The 16,290-nt window shown below is 60.9% G+C and carries 17 protein-coding genes and 5 pseudogenes; 10 read left to right on the forward strand and 12 right to left on the reverse strand.

Annotation, left to right across the window (positions count from 1 at the left end; all coding sequences use genetic code 11):
* Both EOC93_RS27830 and EOC93_RS35035 read left to right on the forward strand, forming a co-directional pair.
* A partial coding sequence (locus EOC93_RS27830) for a GDSL-type esterase/lipase family protein (RefSeq protein ID WP_127206222.1) occupies positions 1 to 595 on the forward strand: 595 nt, incomplete at its 5' end.
* Positions 596 to 736: 141 nt separating this feature from the next.
* Positions 737 to 880: pseudogene (locus EOC93_RS35035) on the forward strand (peptidase M14); the annotation flags it as partial.
* 387 nt (positions 881 to 1,267) lie between these two features.
* Here EOC93_RS35035 and EOC93_RS27840 read toward each other — a convergent pair.
* From EOC93_RS27840 to EOC93_RS27875, 8 genes and pseudogenes are all read right to left on the reverse strand, one after another.
* Positions 1,268 to 1,869, reverse strand: a pseudogene (locus EOC93_RS27840) (hypothetical protein).
* Positions 1,870 to 1,888: 19 nt separating this feature from the next.
* Positions 1,889 to 2,668, reverse strand: a complete 780-nt coding sequence (locus EOC93_RS27845; protein ID WP_245329960.1) for a DUF4142 domain-containing protein — start codon at positions 2,666 to 2,668, stop codon at positions 1,889 to 1,891.
* 299 nt (positions 2,669 to 2,967) lie between these two features.
* Positions 2,968 to 3,158: pseudogene (locus EOC93_RS35040) on the reverse strand (serine endoprotease DegQ); the annotation flags it as partial.
* Positions 3,159 to 3,234: 76 nt separating this feature from the next.
* Positions 3,235 to 3,759: a DUF4142 domain-containing protein gene (locus tag EOC93_RS27855; RefSeq protein WP_245461560.1), complete on the reverse strand. Its 525-nt coding sequence runs from the start codon at positions 3,757 to 3,759 to the stop codon at positions 3,235 to 3,237.
* 138 nt (positions 3,760 to 3,897) lie between these two features.
* Positions 3,898 to 5,295 (reverse strand): cytochrome B6, encoded by a 1,398-nt coding sequence (locus EOC93_RS27860; RefSeq protein WP_095486889.1) that lies wholly within the window; start codon positions 5,293 to 5,295, stop codon positions 3,898 to 3,900.
* Positions 5,296 to 5,414: 119 nt separating this feature from the next.
* On the reverse strand, positions 5,415 to 5,918 hold the full coding sequence (locus EOC93_RS27865; RefSeq protein ID WP_095486887.1) for a DUF2243 domain-containing protein: 504 nt from the start codon (positions 5,916 to 5,918) through the stop codon (positions 5,415 to 5,417).
* A 199-nt stretch (positions 5,919 to 6,117) separates the two neighbouring features.
* Entirely contained in the window at positions 6,118 to 7,014 is an 897-nt protein-coding gene (locus EOC93_RS27870) for a hypothetical protein (RefSeq protein WP_245461561.1), read from the reverse strand.
* Positions 7,015 to 7,743: 729 nt separating this feature from the next.
* Positions 7,744 to 8,202 (reverse strand): recombinase family protein, encoded by a 459-nt coding sequence (locus tag EOC93_RS27875; protein ID WP_292502941.1) that lies wholly within the window; start codon positions 8,200 to 8,202, stop codon positions 7,744 to 7,746.
* Here EOC93_RS27875 and EOC93_RS35600 point away from each other — a divergent pair.
* Positions 8,195 to 8,383 carry a hypothetical protein gene (locus EOC93_RS35600; protein ID WP_342587112.1) on the forward strand — a complete coding sequence of 63 codons (189 nt, stop codon included), beginning with the start codon at positions 8,195 to 8,197 and terminating at the stop codon, positions 8,381 to 8,383. The genes EOC93_RS27875 and EOC93_RS35600 overlap by 8 nt on opposite strands.
* Here the strand turns inward: EOC93_RS35600 and EOC93_RS35605 are convergent.
* Positions 8,333 to 8,434: pseudogene (locus EOC93_RS35605) on the reverse strand (resolvase); the annotation flags it as partial. The gene EOC93_RS35600 and the pseudogene EOC93_RS35605 overlap by 51 nt on opposite strands.
* 38 nt (positions 8,435 to 8,472) lie before the next feature.
* Here EOC93_RS35605 and EOC93_RS27880 point away from each other — a divergent pair.
* From EOC93_RS27880 to dusA, 4 genes and pseudogenes are all read left to right on the forward strand, one after another.
* Positions 8,473 to 8,712 (forward strand): PTS sugar transporter subunit IIA, encoded by a 240-nt coding sequence (locus EOC93_RS27880; protein ID WP_095486885.1) that lies wholly within the window; start codon positions 8,473 to 8,475, stop codon positions 8,710 to 8,712.
* 107 nt (positions 8,713 to 8,819) lie between these two features.
* Complete coding sequence (locus tag EOC93_RS27885) at positions 8,820 to 9,380, forward strand: DUF1003 domain-containing protein (RefSeq protein WP_095486883.1); 561 nt, start codon at positions 8,820 to 8,822, stop codon at positions 9,378 to 9,380.
* Between the two features lie 83 nt (positions 9,381 to 9,463).
* A pseudogene (locus EOC93_RS27890) lies at positions 9,464 to 10,290 on the forward strand (LysR substrate-binding domain-containing protein).
* Between the two features lie 261 nt (positions 10,291 to 10,551).
* Positions 10,552 to 11,544, forward strand: a complete 993-nt coding sequence (gene dusA / locus EOC93_RS27900) for a tRNA dihydrouridine(20/20a) synthase DusA (protein ID WP_095486931.1) — start codon at positions 10,552 to 10,554, stop codon at positions 11,542 to 11,544.
* A gap of 85 nt (positions 11,545 to 11,629) precedes the next feature.
* Here the strand turns inward: dusA and EOC93_RS27905 are convergent, their stop codons facing one another.
* Entirely contained in the window at positions 11,630 to 12,565 is a 936-nt protein-coding gene (locus EOC93_RS27905) for an AraC family transcriptional regulator (protein WP_127206225.1), read from the reverse strand.
* A 171-nt stretch (positions 12,566 to 12,736) separates the two neighbouring features.
* Between EOC93_RS27905 and EOC93_RS27910 the strand changes: the two genes are divergently transcribed.
* Both EOC93_RS27910 and EOC93_RS27915 read left to right on the forward strand, forming a co-directional pair.
* Positions 12,737 to 13,582: an SDR family oxidoreductase gene (locus EOC93_RS27910; RefSeq protein WP_095486875.1), complete on the forward strand. Its 846-nt coding sequence runs from the start codon at positions 12,737 to 12,739 to the stop codon at positions 13,580 to 13,582.
* A gap of 34 nt (positions 13,583 to 13,616) precedes the next feature.
* On the forward strand, positions 13,617 to 14,360 hold the full coding sequence (locus tag EOC93_RS27915) for an SDR family oxidoreductase (protein WP_095486929.1): 744 nt from the start codon (positions 13,617 to 13,619) through the stop codon (positions 14,358 to 14,360).
* Positions 14,361 to 14,384: 24 nt separating this feature from the next.
* Here the strand turns inward: EOC93_RS27915 and EOC93_RS27920 are convergent, their stop codons facing one another.
* Both EOC93_RS27920 and EOC93_RS27925 read right to left on the reverse strand, forming a co-directional pair.
* Positions 14,385 to 15,089, reverse strand: coding sequence for a TIGR02281 family clan AA aspartic protease (locus tag EOC93_RS27920; RefSeq protein WP_095486873.1), 705 nt, complete (start codon positions 15,087 to 15,089; stop codon positions 14,385 to 14,387).
* A 7-nt stretch (positions 15,090 to 15,096) separates the two neighbouring features.
* Positions 15,097 to 15,330 (reverse strand): DUF1289 domain-containing protein, encoded by a 234-nt coding sequence (locus EOC93_RS27925; RefSeq protein ID WP_164547208.1) that lies wholly within the window; start codon positions 15,328 to 15,330, stop codon positions 15,097 to 15,099.
* Positions 15,331 to 15,491: 161 nt separating this feature from the next.
* Here EOC93_RS27925 and EOC93_RS27930 point away from each other — a divergent pair.
* A partial coding sequence (locus EOC93_RS27930; protein ID WP_127206227.1) for a nicotinate-nucleotide--dimethylbenzimidazole phosphoribosyltransferase occupies positions 15,492 to 16,290 on the forward strand: 799 nt, incomplete at its 3' end.

Consider the following 16,290-nt stretch of genomic DNA (forward strand, 5'->3'; position numbering starts at 1 on the left):
TCGTGCCTACGTGACCGGCGGAGCAGATGTACTGGCCCATTTGGTGCGCCAGCTTCCGATCGGGTGGTCGGCCGACCTGCTTGCCGTTGACGGCAGCGTCATGGCAGGGGTGCGCCAGCAGCTGGACAGTGTGCCGGCTGACGCCACTCATCTGGTGGTCAGCATGGGAGGTAACGACGCGCTCGGCGTTTCCTCTGTTTTGGACGCTCCGTCTCGGTCCGTCGCCGACGCCCTGCTAAGACTGGCCGAAATAAGAGAGCAGTTTTGCCTGGAGTATCGGTCGACACTGGATGCCGTTCTGGCCGTCAAGCTGCCCACCGCCGTTTGTACGATCTACGACGTCCGTTATCCGAACTCTGAGGAGAGGCGCATTGTGGTAACGGCCCTGTCGGTCCTCAATGACTGCATTACACGAGCAGCCGCTGGGCGCGGCGTTCCAGTGATCGACCTTCGCATTATCTGCGACAAGGACGCCGACTTTGCCAACGCCATCGAGCCTTCGGAACAGGGCGGCGGCAAAATCGCTGCAGCGATCGTTTCATTTCTTACCAAGCACGAATTCCGAAGCGGGCGCGCCGAACTGATCGTTCGCTAGAGAGCTGGAATTGGCTGCGCTACTGCGCCGCGTTAGGCCGTTAAGGTCAGCTTTGCCATCGCATGAAGCGGACATAGCCGGCGACACTCTGGAAGTTGCGGTTGCGCCAGAACATGCGTCCTGTAATCCACCCCCTAGCCAATCGCGATCTTCTCAACGTGCTTTCCTCACCTGTCCCAGGGCGGGTTTGTCGAGCATCTGATCAAACTCAACGACAAGGTCGAAGCCGGACAAAAGGTGGATATCCAGCGCAACAGCTTCGGCGAAGTGGTCGCTGAATATACAGGCAGCGTTGATCAAATGAGAGCGGGACGAGGTACTCCCGTTGGGTCACGCTGGCAGTGGGGTGTAAATCTGCTCGAACGAAAAGTCCGGATCGCGTTCGTTGTTGAACGCCGGGAGGAGCCACCTAGCTCAAGAGGAGCATGAATGAAAGAAACTCCGAAAGAGAGGAGCGGCGAAAGAGCCCGTCCAGCGCGACCCTAACGCTCCGATCGAAAACCGGCAACGAGCGCGGACGAGCCACCGACCCGGTTGTAAACACCCCGGATCCGCCGCCGATGGAACCCCCGAAAGAGCCCAAAGAATTGGCGAAGGCAAGCAACTCAGCCGAAACACAAGCCGTAACAGATCCCGCGGAACTGCTACAGCCTCGGAACCTCAGCTCCTCGACTAAGGTCGATCTACATTGCGGATGCGATTACGCTCAATGTCTTCTGCTGGGTATGGTTCCGCATAGGGATCAAAGCCGGTCCAGCCGCCAGCCTCGTATTCACTGCGACGTTCGGCGAGATCGATCGACCTGGACTGTTCAAGGATCCGTTCGGCATCTGGAACAAGCTGATCCTCGACCTTGGCCGTTACAAGAGCGCCGCCACGACGTACGCCTTCTGCATAAACATGGGCATCCGCTTCAGGTACGCCAGCATCTGTCATTACGCCGATAATTCCGCCCGTTGCTCCCCCTACAGCGGCACCGGCAACTGCCCCCGCTGCGGTAGCAGCGAGCCATCCGGCGGCAACTACTGGCCCGACGCCCGGAATGGCCATGATGCCTAACCCTGTGAGCAATCCTCCTGCGCCGCCGATTACTGCGCCTATTCCCGCGCCAGCCGTCGCATCTTCTGCAGCTTCCGAGCGATCACCGTCGTACCAACCCGTTGCATTGTTGGCGACGATGCTGATGTCGGAGTTTGGAATGCCCATTGCTTCCAATTCACCCACGGCGTCGGCTGCGTCATCGTAATCGTCAATAAACCCGTTACCGTTTTCATGGCTCAACTCCTGGTCTGTTCAGTTGGTGCTGGCAACGATGTTGCCTTGATAATCCAAACCTACCGCGGTGCTCTTTCCGTTCTTCATGGCCTGACCGCGCCAGATGCCTTGGTCGTCCTTTTTGAGGTCAGATACGTCAGAGAAGCCGGCATCCTGGATTCGGCTCCTGGCCTGATCTTCCGTGAAGCTGTTGGCACCGGGAACTAGCCCCCCGGTATTCGGGGTATCGGTTGTATTCACCGCGGGTGTGGTCGAACTCGTACTGGAAAGCCCGGCAGCCATTTTAGATGCAATGTCTTCTACCATTTGCTGATGCGCCTTAAGCGAGGGCACCGTGTCTTTCGCGAACGTCTTTAGGGCCGCATTGTCTCCGTCGTTTGCGTAGCTTTCGAACAGTTTGACGGCGTCGGCATGTGCTGTGCGCTGCATCTCAACATAGGACTCATCAACCGGCGCCTTGGCGGACTGAAGCTTCTCCAGATCCGTCTTGTGCTTGGCGTCCAGTTGCGTGGGAACCTTGAGCTTCTGGTCGGCAGCGACGCTCTCCAGCTTGGCGTTGGCCGCACCATGATCATCGATCATTTTCTGCGCGAATTGCTTGACCTGCTGGTCGTCAAGCTTGCTCAGAACACTCTGGCTTGATTCGACTTCGAACCTTCCACCGACAGCAGCTTTGTCGACGAAATCCTGTGCGCTGTCCGCGGCCAATGAGGGTACGGCGAAGGCGATAGCGGTGGCGGTAACTAGGCCGCCAAGAAGGTGTCGAATCTTCGGCTTTATCCTTGTTTGGTGATGCACGACTGTGGCTGGTCCACGACTATGCTACCGACCCAACAAGGCAGGACCCTCTTTGTTCCAGGGTGAGAATGCCCGAAGGCAAGTGTTTCGAGTGCCGGGCGAGCAAAAACGAGCAAAACCGCGCCTTGCGGGCGGCTGCAGCACGCCAGGACTTAGCCTGTCGCCTTTTCTTCCGAGCTCAGCCCGCCAAAGTCATCCAGGCGACTTCGCCCAACAGCTCGCCTATTCGGCGCGTTCCGCAGGCTCCCTGCTGAACACGCGCTTGGGACGTAGGCTCTGGCGGCGGTGCCGAGCGTATAGGCGGGATCGGGCGGCAGGTTCTGAATGGCGGCACCGATCCGTTCTCGGCGCACCTCGCCATACTCAATGGATTGCTTCATCACGCGCGACCCCATTGCAATCGGCACCGCCAAGCCGATGCCGACACTGCCGCCGGCCGGCGCGATGATGCAGTGTTGATGCCGAGAAGGCGGACATCGGCGGTGACCAGGGTTACCGCGCGAAAAACGCGACGAGACTGGCCGAGAAACAATGCAGGAAACAGCTCGATGTTGCCGGCCCGCGGGCTACTTCTTGGTCGGCGCCGAGGTGGCGCCGGCGATCGCTTGGCTTGCCAGATCCGCCTTGATGTCGCGTGCCAATTGCAGATGCTCGAGCACTGTCGGCAAAGTCTCCGAGGCGAAATGCTGAAGGTCGGCGTCCTGTCCCGAACCTATTTCCCATTCAAGCAGCTGCACCGTCTTCTGGTGATCGGTGATCTGCCCACTGATATAGGCAAGATCGAATTTCGCCCCGTCGAGCTTTTCAAGCTCGGTCCGTTTCCGCTCGTGCTCCTCGTCGAGCCCTTCCGGCAGCGGGATCTTATTGGTTTCGGCGAGCGATTTCAGTCTCGCGTTCGCCGCCGAGTGGTTGTCGACCATGCGGCCGGCAAATGCCGTGACGGCAGAGTTGCCGGACTTTTTCGCGAGCTTGCCGAATTCGACCTCGGCTGCGCCGCCGGCGGCGGCGAGCTGCGTGAACAGCCGGTCCTGATAATTGGTCTGATGAGGCGCCGGCTGTCCCGGCGCCTTCATCTGGGTATCCGGGGCCATGCCGGCTGGGTTTCCGATCTGGGCCAAAAGGGGCGATACCGAGAGAGCCGATGCTGGAAACACTGCCAATCCCAAAGCAGTTGCAAAAACACGCATGAGAACCTCCATCGAAGATGTGCCTGGGCCGGTCGGCCTGTGTCAAAGCGCGAGCATGTAGGCAACGAGGTCATTCTTCTCGTCTTGGGTGAGCTTGGTGCCGAGCACCAGGTTGAAGAACTCCACCGTATCGGCGAGTGTCATCAGACGGCCGTCATGCAAATAGGGCGGCGTGTCCTTTATGCCGCGCAGCGTAAACGTCTTGATCGGTCCGTCCGGCAATTCCACCATGTCGTTGAAGGTCTGCCCCGGCTTATAGAAGCGCTCCAGCTTCAGATCGTGCATGTTGTTGTCCATGAACGACGTTTGCGGGACATGGCATTGCGCGCAGCGGCCCTTGCCCATGAACACGCGCTCACCCGCCAGTTCCTGCCCGCTGGCCAAAGCGGGATCGAGCCGGCCGAACGGGTCGAGCTTCGGCGCCGGCGGAAAATCGATGATGTTCTGCATCTGCGCCATCATCGCCACCTGGTTTGTACGATCGGGCAGGTGGACGCCTTTCCTGGTCGCGCTGACATGGTCGCCGTTGAAGTATGCGGTGCGCTGCTCGAATTCGGTAAAATCCTCGACCGAGCGCAGCGACCGTTTCGACCCATGGATCTGCTGGTTGAACAGACCGCGCAGGCTGGTGGTGTCAAGACGGAAGCGCGCGGCCTGCGGCCTGACATCGGGCGTCAGATGAAAGGCAGCATTGGTGTTGAAGTTGGCATGGCAATCGAGGCAGGTTACGCCCAGGCTCTGCGCCGCCACCTTGCGGTCCTCGGTCTGATTGAATTCCTCCTGTGGGAACGGCGTCAGGAGAAGCCGCAGCCCCTCCATCTGAACCGGCGTGATGATGCCGTTCATGATTTCGTAGTAGTTGCGGATCGTCAGCAGCTCGCCGCGGGACACGTCGCCCAGTTCCGGATGGGTGGTCAGGAATATCGGTGACGGGAACTCTGGCGTGAGGTGATCGGGAAGATCGAAATCGACATCGAAGCGTCTCAGATCGCGCCCCTCCTGCCGGCCGATCTCACGAATTTCTTCTTCCGGGAAAACCTGTCCTCCGGTTGCCTGTTTGACATGGGGCAGCGGCAGAAGACCGATGGGCAGCAGGTTGCGGTCACGTATCTCGCCAGGGCTCATCTCCGCCAGGCCCTGCCAGGTCTGGTCCTTCGCCAGCTTGACCCGGACGCCGTCCTGGACAGGTTTTATCCCGCCCGACATCATTGTACCCGGCATCGCGCGATCCGACAGGTCGTATCGCTCCTCCAGCAAAGCCCTCTGGCGCGCCATGACGCGCGGCTTCTGCGCTTCGTCGTCGGCCTTGACGGCGGAGAATGGACGGGCGGGCAATGGTCGGTAGGTTGTATCGGGCGGCAGTGGATCCGATAGTGCGCTGAGGCTGGCGGCCGCAACGATTAGAGCGCACGGAATGCCTGCATTCACCACTCTGCGCATTTTGTCCCTCCATGGCTGAAGCGCCCCGAACCGCGCTGTCCGTGATTTGTTCCCACAGCGAGCGAGGAAAAAGGGATCGAGCAGTTGCGCGATGCTTGCGGACAATGCCGGGCGCCGGACTAGCGAGGCTCGCCTGGCGACTCCCGTTTGCCCCGCCTTGCCAGCGCCAAGCCGCCAATCAGCATCAGTGCACCCCAAATCAGGAACCCGATGTCCCAATAGATCCACTGGTCCTGCGGGACGGTTTCGTTGACATGGTGGATGCCGAGAAGCTGGTGATCGATTACCCCCTCGACCAGGTTGAACATGCCGAAGCCCATGAGCATCGTCCCAAGCAACATCTTTCCCGACCACCAGAGATGAGATTTGTGCGCGGTGCGCCAGAGCACGATCAGACCAAGCACGACGAACACGTATGTGCCGGCGTGGAACAGTCCGTCGAGAAGCGTGTTGAACCGAAGGTTCTCAACACTGTCGTCGGGATAGCCGGCGCTGGTCGCTATATGGTGCCACTGAAGCAACTGATGCAGCACGATTCCATCAAAGAATCCGCCTAAGCCAAGCCCGAGCAGAATACCTGCCGACGTCGGAAATCGGCGATGCTGCGAAGCCATCGTCGCCATCCTTTTTCTCCTCGGGCAACCTAACTTCGGGCCAAGCCATGTGTTCCTCTACCCTGCGGGTGGATTCGCGCGCAGCTAAGGTCGCAAGAATCGGATGTTTAGGCAGCGGAAGCGCTGGCGATGACAACATCCATTCGAACAGATGAAAGGCTGCGCCTCTGGCGGAGAGAGCGGGCCGATCGGGCCGCTGTTCCGAGTTTTATGACACTCGACCGAGATCGCGGTTTCGCCTTCGACGCTCGATCATGCGCGCATTTCGACGAGCGACTCTAAGTTCGGCAAGCGTTGGTTGCCACCAGCCTCGGGAATGCTCCATCGGTCCAGCTTCATCACGAGCGGGCCATGTTTTGATGAGTTCCGTCAGCGTCGCCGAGCGCCACGTTCCCCACACGTAGTCGAAGTCTGCCCGCATCGCATGTGGATAGAAGGCGGCCAATCCTGGCGGTTCGACGACTTCACCTGACACATCGGTAAAGACGACAACACCGTACTGCTCTGTTGCGACGGGGCGGCCCGTCGGAGGCAAGTCTTCAGCTGGCAACGGATAGCGGTGGCGGCGGCGTTCAGCATATCGCAACCGCGTGGTTCTTTGAGCTTCCGAGTCCCTCTCAGCCTCGCGTCGCCGCTTCCTTTCCTCGGGCTCGTTACGTCGGGCAGCCTCTTCGATTGCCGACCACCGCCGCCGCAGTTCCTCATAGGACCGAAACGGCACGCGCCATGCCCGCAGTTCATCGTCCCAACTTGCCCAGGGAATGCCATGTAGTTCCCGAAGGGCGGTCCTCGAATATGGCGTCCGAATGCGCAGATCGTCGGCAACCTCGAGATAGGGACTGGAGATCGGGTCGAACGCATAGGCGTCGCGTCCCTTGCTGTCGGCGTGGGCCGCCAGCAACTCGGCCTCACGCGCCAGCCAACGGTCGACCCGACGGGCTGCCGTCTTGCCTGGTACAAACCAGCTCCTGCGCTCGTCGCTCCACCTCGCTCGCGGAAATGCCTCCCGAAATCGTTCGACAAGTATTCGGTCATAAGGAAAATTCGCCAAGGCACCGGGCGTGTCTTGTTTCTGCAGCGCAGGCTGAGGCTTGGATTCCTCCACGGTCGTGCCGTCAATAGTATTGGATTCGCAGAGAAACGCCCCGCCGGGCCTAATGGTTCACTCGCGAGTCACAAACGCGAGTGGCCGAGCTGTCGCCCGGTAGCGGGCAAGCATTCATTTACCTGCCTTCGACGGAGTTAAGGCAAAAGTCTCGAAAACTCCCGCACCTGGAACTGTACACGCCTACATTGCTAGACGGCACGCCTTCGTTCCGACAAAACTGCGAATCGCGGGGCCACTGGCAATCCGCAGGTCGGCGGGTTCAGGCAATGCTCATTGAAAGATGGGCCGCCGGCTTTCCTTTTGGCTGTAAAGCTCCGCGGGTTGTCGATCTCAGTTGTCGTCTCAAATTAATCGGCGGGGAGTGGCGACGCGGATGGCTGTAACACGCTACCATTTGGACGCACCAACATTGTCGGCGCCTCGCTTTTGTGTCGGAAAAGAAGACTTGCCTTTGTGTGATCACCTGTCGTGACCAGGGAAGAAGCAGAACAGGGTGTTCGCTACTTTTGCACAAAATGGGCTGAAGAGCGCGGGCTTCCTCAAACCAGAGAACCCAAGATTTTCCGATTTCTTTTCTTGGCTTGAGCAGAAGTCGCCGGGCTACTTGAAATTCCGAAGCAGTACTTCGGAGTTGCCGTAGCCCTGGAACGAGAACCGTGCAGCCACATCCTACGCGGCTGCAGGCCTGCTGCTTCGATGGGGACATGCTGGTCCGCAAGTTCCCGCCTATAAAAGGAAGTTCGCAGAAGCTTGCCGTCCCAAAATGTTACTCGCGTTAGAGACCTGCCATTGGCCATTGCGCGCTGTTCGAACGCCGCGGTTATTTAGAGCGATGGCTAGGCCACGCGGGCTGGTGATGCCGGACCGTTGGATGGAGGCGATGATGGGCAGCACGGTCTGGGCAAATCTGTCAGCTTCCCGGATCGAGATTTTACGGCCTCTGGCTGCAGCTTCTGCGGTGTTGGTCGGATTACCGAGTTTTAGCCCAGTGGTCTTGCGTGAGGCGAGGGCGGCTTTGGTGCGCTCAGAGATCAATCGACGCTCCTTCTCGGCCAGCGCCGCATACAGGTGAAGCATGAATGGATCGGCGTCGGCGCCGAGTTCGGCAACGATGAACGGCATCCGTTGCACCATCAGTCCGGCGATGAAGGCGACATCTCGAGAGAGACGATCGAGCTTGGCCACGACCCGCGGGCATTTTGTCTGGCGGGCAAAGGCGAGGGCGGCTGCAAGTTGCGGGCGGGCGATCCAGGGCGTCCGAGCCCTTGCCAGTTTCGACCTCGGTGAACTCCTGGATGACCACGATGTCCTCGGCATCAGCGAAGCGCGCGACCGCGGCACGCTGGGCCTCGATGCCCAAGCCTGAACGTCCTTGCCGCTGTGTAGAGACCCGATAGTAGGCGACCGCGCTCGTCATGCTGCTGTTTCCGGGGTGTTCAAACTGCAAACCACCGTTTGCAGTTTGCTCAAGGCCAGGACCAGGCTGACCGGAAACGCACGGCCCTGAGCGGCATGGCCGCCCGACTATCGGAGAAGGTCGGCAGGAGCCACGGCGCGGTGTTGGCCGCTTTCCTTCGTCGCGAACGGCTCCGGCCGACCGCTGTTGGCGTTGGCATCGGGATACCGCATGCCCGCCTGGACGGGATCGCCGCTCCGGCGGCGCCAAGCCTCAAGACCCCGAAATGGCCCCGGTAAATAGCGGAGCCAATGATTAGACGGCTCTAGTCGGGAACAAAGTCGAACACCCATGATTTGTACGTTGCCCAGAGTGACAGGACCGCTAGCTATCCAACGGGTGTTCCATGGATTCTCCAACGTTGCCTCCGCCACCTCCCACTGAACTCAGCCAAGCACTGAAACGCAATATCAAAGCGATTGAGGAGCGCCGGGCGAAGGAAGCAAGCGATGCAACTTTGGAAGAGAAAATCGCTCAGGCGATTACTTCTTTTACGGGCAGTATGCGTTTCGTGTACCTTCACTTGGCCGTGTATGGCGGCTGGATCGTCTCGAACTTGGGCTGGATACCGATCACTCCGCCCTTTGATCCGACATTCGTGATATTGGCTATGGTAGCTTCCGTCGAAGCCATATTCCTCTCGACCTTTGTACTGATCAGCCAAAACCGGATGTCAGCTGCCGCAGACAAACGGGCGGATCTGGACCTTCAGGTGAGCCTGCTGACGGAGCATGAACTCACAAAGCTTACTGAACTTGTGGATTCGATAGCGGATCGGTTGAATGCAAAACCAGCCTTAAGCGATGTAGAAGTCGGCGAGATTAAGAGGGACATTGCGCCAGAAGCAGTGCTGGACGAGATCGAATCGAAGCAGCGGGAGGCTGCGGAGAAGCTAGACCAGCGCTGAATCGACACAACGCCCTAGTGTCGTGATTTCGAAATTCGGTTGTTTTGATTTCCCTTCGGTCGAACTTCGAAAGCATGGGGCTGATGGCTGGGGCGGGCCATCAGCCTGCCTCGCCAGATGCCACACTCGCGGCCTGGCATGCATTGGCCTTGTCTTCCCGACCCTTCGCAGTGCGGCTGGTAGCCACCCGCGCAGGCGAACTTTTCCATGTAGAAGTGAAGGCTAAGCTGGTCGGTCTCGACCGGCTGAAGCTGCGCGCGGCCCAGATCAAGGAAGTGGGCACGGGGACGATCCGTGTGGCCAGCCTGTCGGCACTGGGGCATGGGCTAGTGCCGCGCGCCATCGTGGCTTTTTCGCGCAAGCATCCGCAGGTGCGCATCAGCTATCAGGTGCGCACCTCCAATGTGGTGCGCGATCTGGTGGCATCAGGCAGTTTCGACATCGGGCTCGCCGCTGACGAGGTGGACACGAGCGGTGTACTCCACAGCGTCTTCAACACGCCGCGCGCGGTTTGCGTGATGCCGAAGAACCATCGACTGGCGGAGAAGGCGGTGATCACGCCAACCGATCTCGCCGACGAGGCGTTCCTGGCATTGTCACCGGAGGACACGGTGCGGTTGCGATGGACAAAGTTTTCGCCGCGCAGGGCGTGCGCCCGCGCATCCTGATCCAGACCCCCTATGGCCTGACGATCGCAATTCTTGCTGCAAAAGGCATGGGAATCGGCCTGGTCAATCCGTCCGTTATCACCGACCGCATGATCGCTGGCATTATCGCGATACCGTTCGAGCCGGCGGTCCATTTCCGAGAGTTGATCCTGCGGCCGCCAGACGGCATCAACTCGGCTCTGATTACCGATGTCATGGCGGAACTCTATGCCGCGCGCAATGTGCTATCGACCGAAGAGTAAGGCAAAGAATCGGTGCCGAGAAGCGAGGCAGGCGCGAAGATCTGTCCAATATCAGATGGGACGGATCGATCTCCCTGGGCCAGTCCGATCCGTATTATACGTGCTAAACTTTCTCGCAGATCGTGCCATGGGCAGAAAAGCGGTGTTGAGTGACATTGATGGTTACGCTTTGAAAAATAGAATGAAATGAGTCACATATCATAGAGGCCGGCAATGTCAGTCTGTCCAATCTCAGTGTGGTTTGGAAACTGTGGATAAATGATTGAAAAATATAGGAAATTCGTCATCGCGCCTATGATGGATTGGACGGACCGGCACTGCCGGTTCTTTCATCGTCAGTTGACACGCCGGGCGCTGCTTTACACCGAGATGGTCGTGGCCGACGCGGTCATCCAGGGCGCGCGCGAGCGCTTACTCGGCTTCGACGATACCGAGCATCCAGTCGCGTTGCAGCTCGGCGGCTCCGATCCGCAGAAGCTTGCCGAGGCGGCGCGCATCGGCGAAGCCTTCGGCTATGACGAGATCAATCTCAATGTCGGCTGCCCGTCCGATCGCGTCCAGTCGGGCACGTTCGGTGCCTGCCTGATGAAGGCACCAGTTCTTGTCGCTGACTGCATTGCGGCGATGAAGGTTTCCGTCAGTATCCCCGTCACAGTCAAATGCCGGATCGGCGTCGACGAGCAGGATCCTGAGCCGGCGCTCGACGCGCTGGCGGACGGCGTTTTCGCGGCCGGCGCCGACGCGCTGTGGGTGCATGCCCGGAAAGCGTGGCTGGAAGGGCTGAGCCCGAAGGAAAACCGCGACGTCCCGCCGCTCGACTACAGCAGGGTCTATCGGCTGAAAGCCAGAAAACAAAACAAATTCATTGGCATCAATGGCGGTATTCAATCTCTTGAAGAAGCGCTCGACCACATTGATCACGTCGACGGCGCTATGCTCGGCCGCACCGCGTATCACACGCCGGGCATTCTGGCAGGCGTCGACGCCGCGTTTTACGGCGACAAACCCGACGCGCTCGATTTTGTCGCGCTGATCGACGCCATGGCGGATTATGCGGCGCACCATATCGAGCGGGGCGGGCGGCTTGGTCATGTCACCCGTCATATGGTCGGGGTGTTCCACGGCCTGCCGGGCGCGCGCCGCTACCGGCAGATCCTTTCCACTGACGCGACAAGGCCCGGCGCTGGACCGGATGTTCTGAAGGCGGCTTTCGCTGCAGTCGATTTCGGCAGGGCGGATGCGGAAGCAGCCTGACTGTTCAGTCGCGAAAGATCATGCGGCGCGTCTACGCAGTCCGTTCAGCAATCCAGAGGACCGTCGATAGCTGAGGCAAGTCGGGCTAAGCAGCGCGCGCCCGCTCGCCGTCCGGCATTTCTTCTCTGATCCCGCGTGCTGCGCTCCGGACGCGAAGGGCGTCGCGCTTCGGCGGCGCTTTGAACAGTCGGGCATAGTCGCGCGTGAATTGTGAAGCGCTTTCGTAGCCCACCTCGAACCCAGAGCTGCTTGCCGAGAGGCCTTCATCCAGCATGAGGCGGCGCGCTTCGACCAGGCGAAGCCGCTTCTGGTACTGTCCCGGTGTCAGCGATGTCATCTGTTTGAAATGCTTATGGAAGGCGGTGAGGCTCATTGCCGCTGCCGCCGCCAGGCGTTCGGCGGACACGCGCGATCGGTACTCCGCTCTCAGGATCGCGATGGCCGCGGCGAGGCGGCTCGCGTGGCTTTCTGGATCCGCAAGTGCCCGCAAGGCGACGCCGTGCGGCCCCGACAGAAGCCAATAGTGCAGCTCATGCATGATTCCGTCGCGCAGGAGCGGTATCGCATCGGGCCGGTCCAGCAGCCTCATCAGCCGCGATGCGCAGTCCAGCGCCGCGGCTTCGGTGTCTTCGGCGAACAAGGTGCGTGTCTCGGACGGGCGTAGCGGGCGGACGCTGCCCAGTTGCGCCGTCAGCTCGCGCAGGATCGTCATCTCGAGCTCGACCGCTACGGCCAGATAGGGTTCGCTCCGGCTCGCCTGCACGATCCGCCCGACGACCGGCATGTCCGCGCTCACGATCACAGACTGCCCGGCGGAGAAGACCTGCTGCTCTCTTCCCACGGTCATGCGCTTGGCGCCCTGTAGGACCAGGCACACCAGGGGTCGATAGACTGAATGAAGATCGCCGGAAGGGGACTCGATGTACATCATCTTGAGACCCGGCACAGGCGTCACCGCCAAGCCATCGCTGTTGGCATGTCGACTGGCATAAGCCTGAGCGGCCTGTTTGAGCGAGTCCATGTGATCTCTCTCCTGTAGCGTGGCTCGATACCTAGCATACCGCGCGCGCAAACGTCACGTGGGCTGCAGAATCGAGCAAGTTTTGCGCATGGGTTGGCAAGCTCCTGGCCGGCCCGCGCGGTATGTAACGTCCCGACAAAAGCAAGTTCGCTACAAGGAAAGGAACTCCCAATGTCTGGACAGAACGAGGTGCCGAGACGAGCCGTGCTGGCGGTGGTCGCCATGGCTCCAGTAGCACTCGCGGTCGGGGCCGCCCGCGCGCAAACGACCGGTCAGGCGCCGGCATCGCGCGGCAAGGTCGCCCTGGTGACCGGCTCTTCCCGGGGCATCGGCGCAGCGACGGCCAGGCGCCTCGCTCGTGACGGCTATGCCGTCACCGTGAATTGCGAAAAGAACCGCGATCTCGCGGCCGGCGTAGTCCGGGAGATCGAGGCAACTGGCGGGCGCGCCATCTGGGTGCAGGCCGACGTCAGCGATCCCAGTGCAGTGCAACGCCTGTTCGAGGAAAACGAGCGCGCGTTCGGCGGCGTCGACGTTGTCGTGAGCAATGCCGGCATCATGCGGCTTGCGCCTTTCCGCGACATGACCGACGCCGATTTCAGCCGGATGGTCGACGTCAACCAGAAGGGCAGTTTCTACGTGCTGCGCGAGGCGGCGCGGCGCGTGCGCGACGGCGGCCGGATCATCGCGCTGTCCTCGAGCATCACTCAGCTGCGCAGCCCGACCTACGGAGCTTACGCCGCCACCAAGGCCGCGCAGGAACTCTACGCGAACATACTCGCCAAGGAACTTGAAGGCCGCATGATCTCGGTGAACGCCATGGCACCAGGCCTTGTGAACACAACCCTCTTCACCGACGGCAAGACCCCCGAGCAGATCGCCGGCTTCGCCGCTCGCACGCCACACAAGCGGCTAGGCGAGCCTTCCGACATTGCCGATGCGATCGCGGCGCTCTGCAGCGGGGACGGCGCCTGGATCAACGGACAGACGGTATTTGCAAACGGTGGCGTCGTTTGATCCCGAGCAGCTGGAATACATGGAGCACAGAACGATGAAAACGACGGGAAACACGATCCTCATCACCGGCGGCGGATCCGGTATTGGGAGGGAACTGGCGCTGCGCTTCAATGCGCTTGGAAACACTGTGATCGTCGCCGGACGGCGCGAGGAGGCGCTCGAGCGGACGATTGCCGGGCGTGAAGGCATGCACGCGATGGTCGGCGATGTCGAAGATTCGGAAGCAATCACAGCATTTGCCAAGCGCGTAGTCGCCGAACACCCGGCACTCAACATGCTCATCAACAATGCCGGTATCATGCGCCGCGAAGATCTGACCAGGACCCGCGATCTGCGCGACGCGGAGGAGACGATCGTCACCAACTTGTTCGGGCCGATCCGGCTCATCAACGCGCTAATCGACCACCTGGCGGCCCGGCAAAACGCCGTGATCGTCAACGTCTCGTCAGGCCTGGCCTTTGTGCCGCTGAGTGGCACGCCGACCTACAATGCCACCAAAGCGGCGATCCATTCCTATACGGTGTCGTTGCGCGAGCAACTCAAGGGCAAGGTCGAAGTGATCGAGCTTGCGCCGCCCGCGGTTCGCACTGAACTGACGCCCGGCCAGTCGACCCGCGAGGAGTATATGCCGCTCGATGCGTTCATTGACGAGGCGATGGCGTTGCTCAGTCGGCAGCCGACGCCGAAAGAGATCCTGGTGGAGCGAGTAGGCTTCCTGCGCTGGGCGGAACGGGAAGGCCGGTTTGATCAGGCAGTCGAGATGCTCAACACTCACTGAGCGGCGCCGAAGCAGCCTGACTGTTCAATCGCGCAAGATCATGCGGTCGCCGCGCACGTCAAAACCGGACAGCGAGCTGATGAAATTCATGCCGAGCAGGCTCTGGCCGAGCATGCCGGGCGCGGCAATCATGACCGACATGTCCTTGCGCACGATCCCGCCGATCGCCAATTCGTCGGTTCTCACGGCGGCGGCGCGCGCCATGCCATTGGCGGTAGAAACCGGTATGGTGAAATTGAGAACGGCTGGATTGAACCCAGCCGCTTGCGCGTCCTGCGCGGTCAGCACGGTGCTGGTTGCGCCGGTATCGACCACGGCCCGGACCGGCGTGCCGTTGATCATGATGCGCGCTTCGAAATGGCCATTGCCGGCCTTGTCCAGGGTCACGGTGGCGTGGCCGTCTTCCAACCCCAATGCCAGTGGACTGCCGGGAACAAGGCCGGCCGTTACCCGGCTGGCGACATCCTGCAACTCATAACGGTACTGATAGCCGGCGATCAATGCGAGCACGATGACGACCCAGGTGCCGAGATTGCGGGCCATGGCGCCCAAGGGCCTGCCTGATCTGAGCAGGCCGGCGCCGATGAGCGCGACCAATGCGCCAAGCCAGATCAGCCGGCTGAAATCGTAATTCTCGACGCCGAACGTGCTGCCGGCGGAATCGTTGAGCATGAGCAGGACCACGCCGGCCCCGATCACGATCATCAAAGTCCAGAAAAACCGGTTCATATATGGCTCACGAGAGGGCGTCGCGTTCGCGCGCGAGGCGGGTGCGGCGCGTTTCCCGACGCGGTCTGCGTTCAACCATCTCCAGTCGGGCCGGCAGCTCGGCCATGACGCTGCGGCGGACTTCAGGGGTCATCTCGATCCAGGCGCCGATTTCCTCGCGCGTGCGGCCGCACCCGAAGCAGAAGCCGGTTTTCATATCGATCGAACAGACCAGGATGCATGGGGATTCGATGGCCGTCATGATATTCTCTTGTCTCGCTTCCACATGGTGTAACGGCAAGGCCAATGCAAGCCCTCCGGAATGCGCCGCCGGCAACCGCTTTCGCGTCAATGCTGGCAGTTGTGCCTACGAAGCAAGGCGGCTATGCCGCTCACCAACTCCAGGGAATGATCACCAACGACATGACCAGCGCGCTGCCCTTCGACGATTTTCGCAATCTTCTGGCGACCCTGCCGCCGGCCGACGCGGCGGCCGAAGCCCGTGTCCGTGCGTTGTTTGCCAAGGCCGACAAACCCAAAGATTCGCTCGGCCGCGTCGAGGACATCGCCGCGTGGCTCGCCGCCTGGAGCGGCCGTGCGCCGCCGGCGGTGAACAGGCCGTTGGTGGCGATCTTCGCCGGCAATCATGGCGTCGCCCGGCACGGCATTTCGCCGCGGCCTGTCGCTGCTACGGCGAACGCGGTCGAGCTTTGCGCGGCGGGCGGTGCTGCGGTCAACCAGATATGCATTGCCAACGATCTGGGGCTGAAAGTGTTCGATCTTGCGCTGCACATTCCGACCGCCGACATCACCGAGGATGCAGCACTTGACGAGCGCGGCTGCGCCGCCACCATGGCCTTCGGCATGGAGGCAGTCGCCGGCGGCACCGATCTGCTTTGCCTTGGCGACCTCGGCGTCGGCAATTCCACTATAGCAGCGGCTTTGTTTGCGGCACTGTTCGGCGGCAAGGGTGCCGATTGGGTCGGATCCGGATCGGGTGCCGATGCGGCGATGCAGGCGCGCAAGGCCGAGGTGGTCGATGCGGCGCTAGTCCTCCACGGCACAAGTCTCAGGGACCCGCTCGAAGCGTTGCGCCGGGTTGGCGGCCGCGAATTCGCGGCGATCGCCGGCGCCATCCTCGCCGCCCGGATGCAGAAGATCCCGGTGCTGCTCGATGGACTGGCGGCGACAGCCGCCGCCGCGACACTGCATGCTGCCAACC

The organism is Mesorhizobium sp. M6A.T.Ce.TU.002.03.1.1 (assembly GCF_003997275.1).
Classification (GTDB): domain Bacteria; phylum Pseudomonadota; class Alphaproteobacteria; order Rhizobiales; family Rhizobiaceae; genus Mesorhizobium; species Mesorhizobium mediterraneum.

Excerpts from the sequence above, each read along its gene's own strand:
- EOC93_RS27855 (WP_245461560.1), bottom strand. The coding sequence starts at position 3,759 with ATGGCCCCGGATACCCAGATGAAGGCGCCGGGACAGCCGGCGCCTCAT.
- EOC93_RS27860 (WP_095486889.1), bottom strand. The coding sequence starts at position 5,295 with ATGCGCAGAGTGGTGAATGCAGGCATTCCGTGCGCTCTAATCGTTGCG.
- EOC93_RS27865 (WP_095486887.1), bottom strand. The coding sequence starts at position 5,918 with ATGGCGACGATGGCTTCGCAGCATCGCCGATTTCCGACGTCGGCAGGT.
- EOC93_RS27885 (WP_095486883.1), top strand. The coding sequence starts at position 8,820 with ATGGATTCTCCAACGTTGCCTCCGCCACCTCCCACTGAACTCAGCCAA.
- EOC93_RS27905 (WP_127206225.1), bottom strand. The coding sequence starts at position 12,565 with ATGGACTCGCTCAAACAGGCCGCTCAGGCTTATGCCAGTCGACATGCC.
- EOC93_RS27910 (WP_095486875.1), top strand. The coding sequence starts at position 12,737 with ATGTCTGGACAGAACGAGGTGCCGAGACGAGCCGTGCTGGCGGTGGTC.
- EOC93_RS27915 (WP_095486929.1), top strand. The coding sequence starts at position 13,617 with ATGAAAACGACGGGAAACACGATCCTCATCACCGGCGGCGGATCCGGT.
- EOC93_RS27920 (WP_095486873.1), bottom strand. The coding sequence starts at position 15,089 with ATGAACCGGTTTTTCTGGACTTTGATGATCGTGATCGGGGCCGGCGTG.
- EOC93_RS27925 (WP_164547208.1), bottom strand. The coding sequence starts at position 15,330 with ATGACGGCCATCGAATCCCCATGCATCCTGGTCTGTTCGATCGATATG.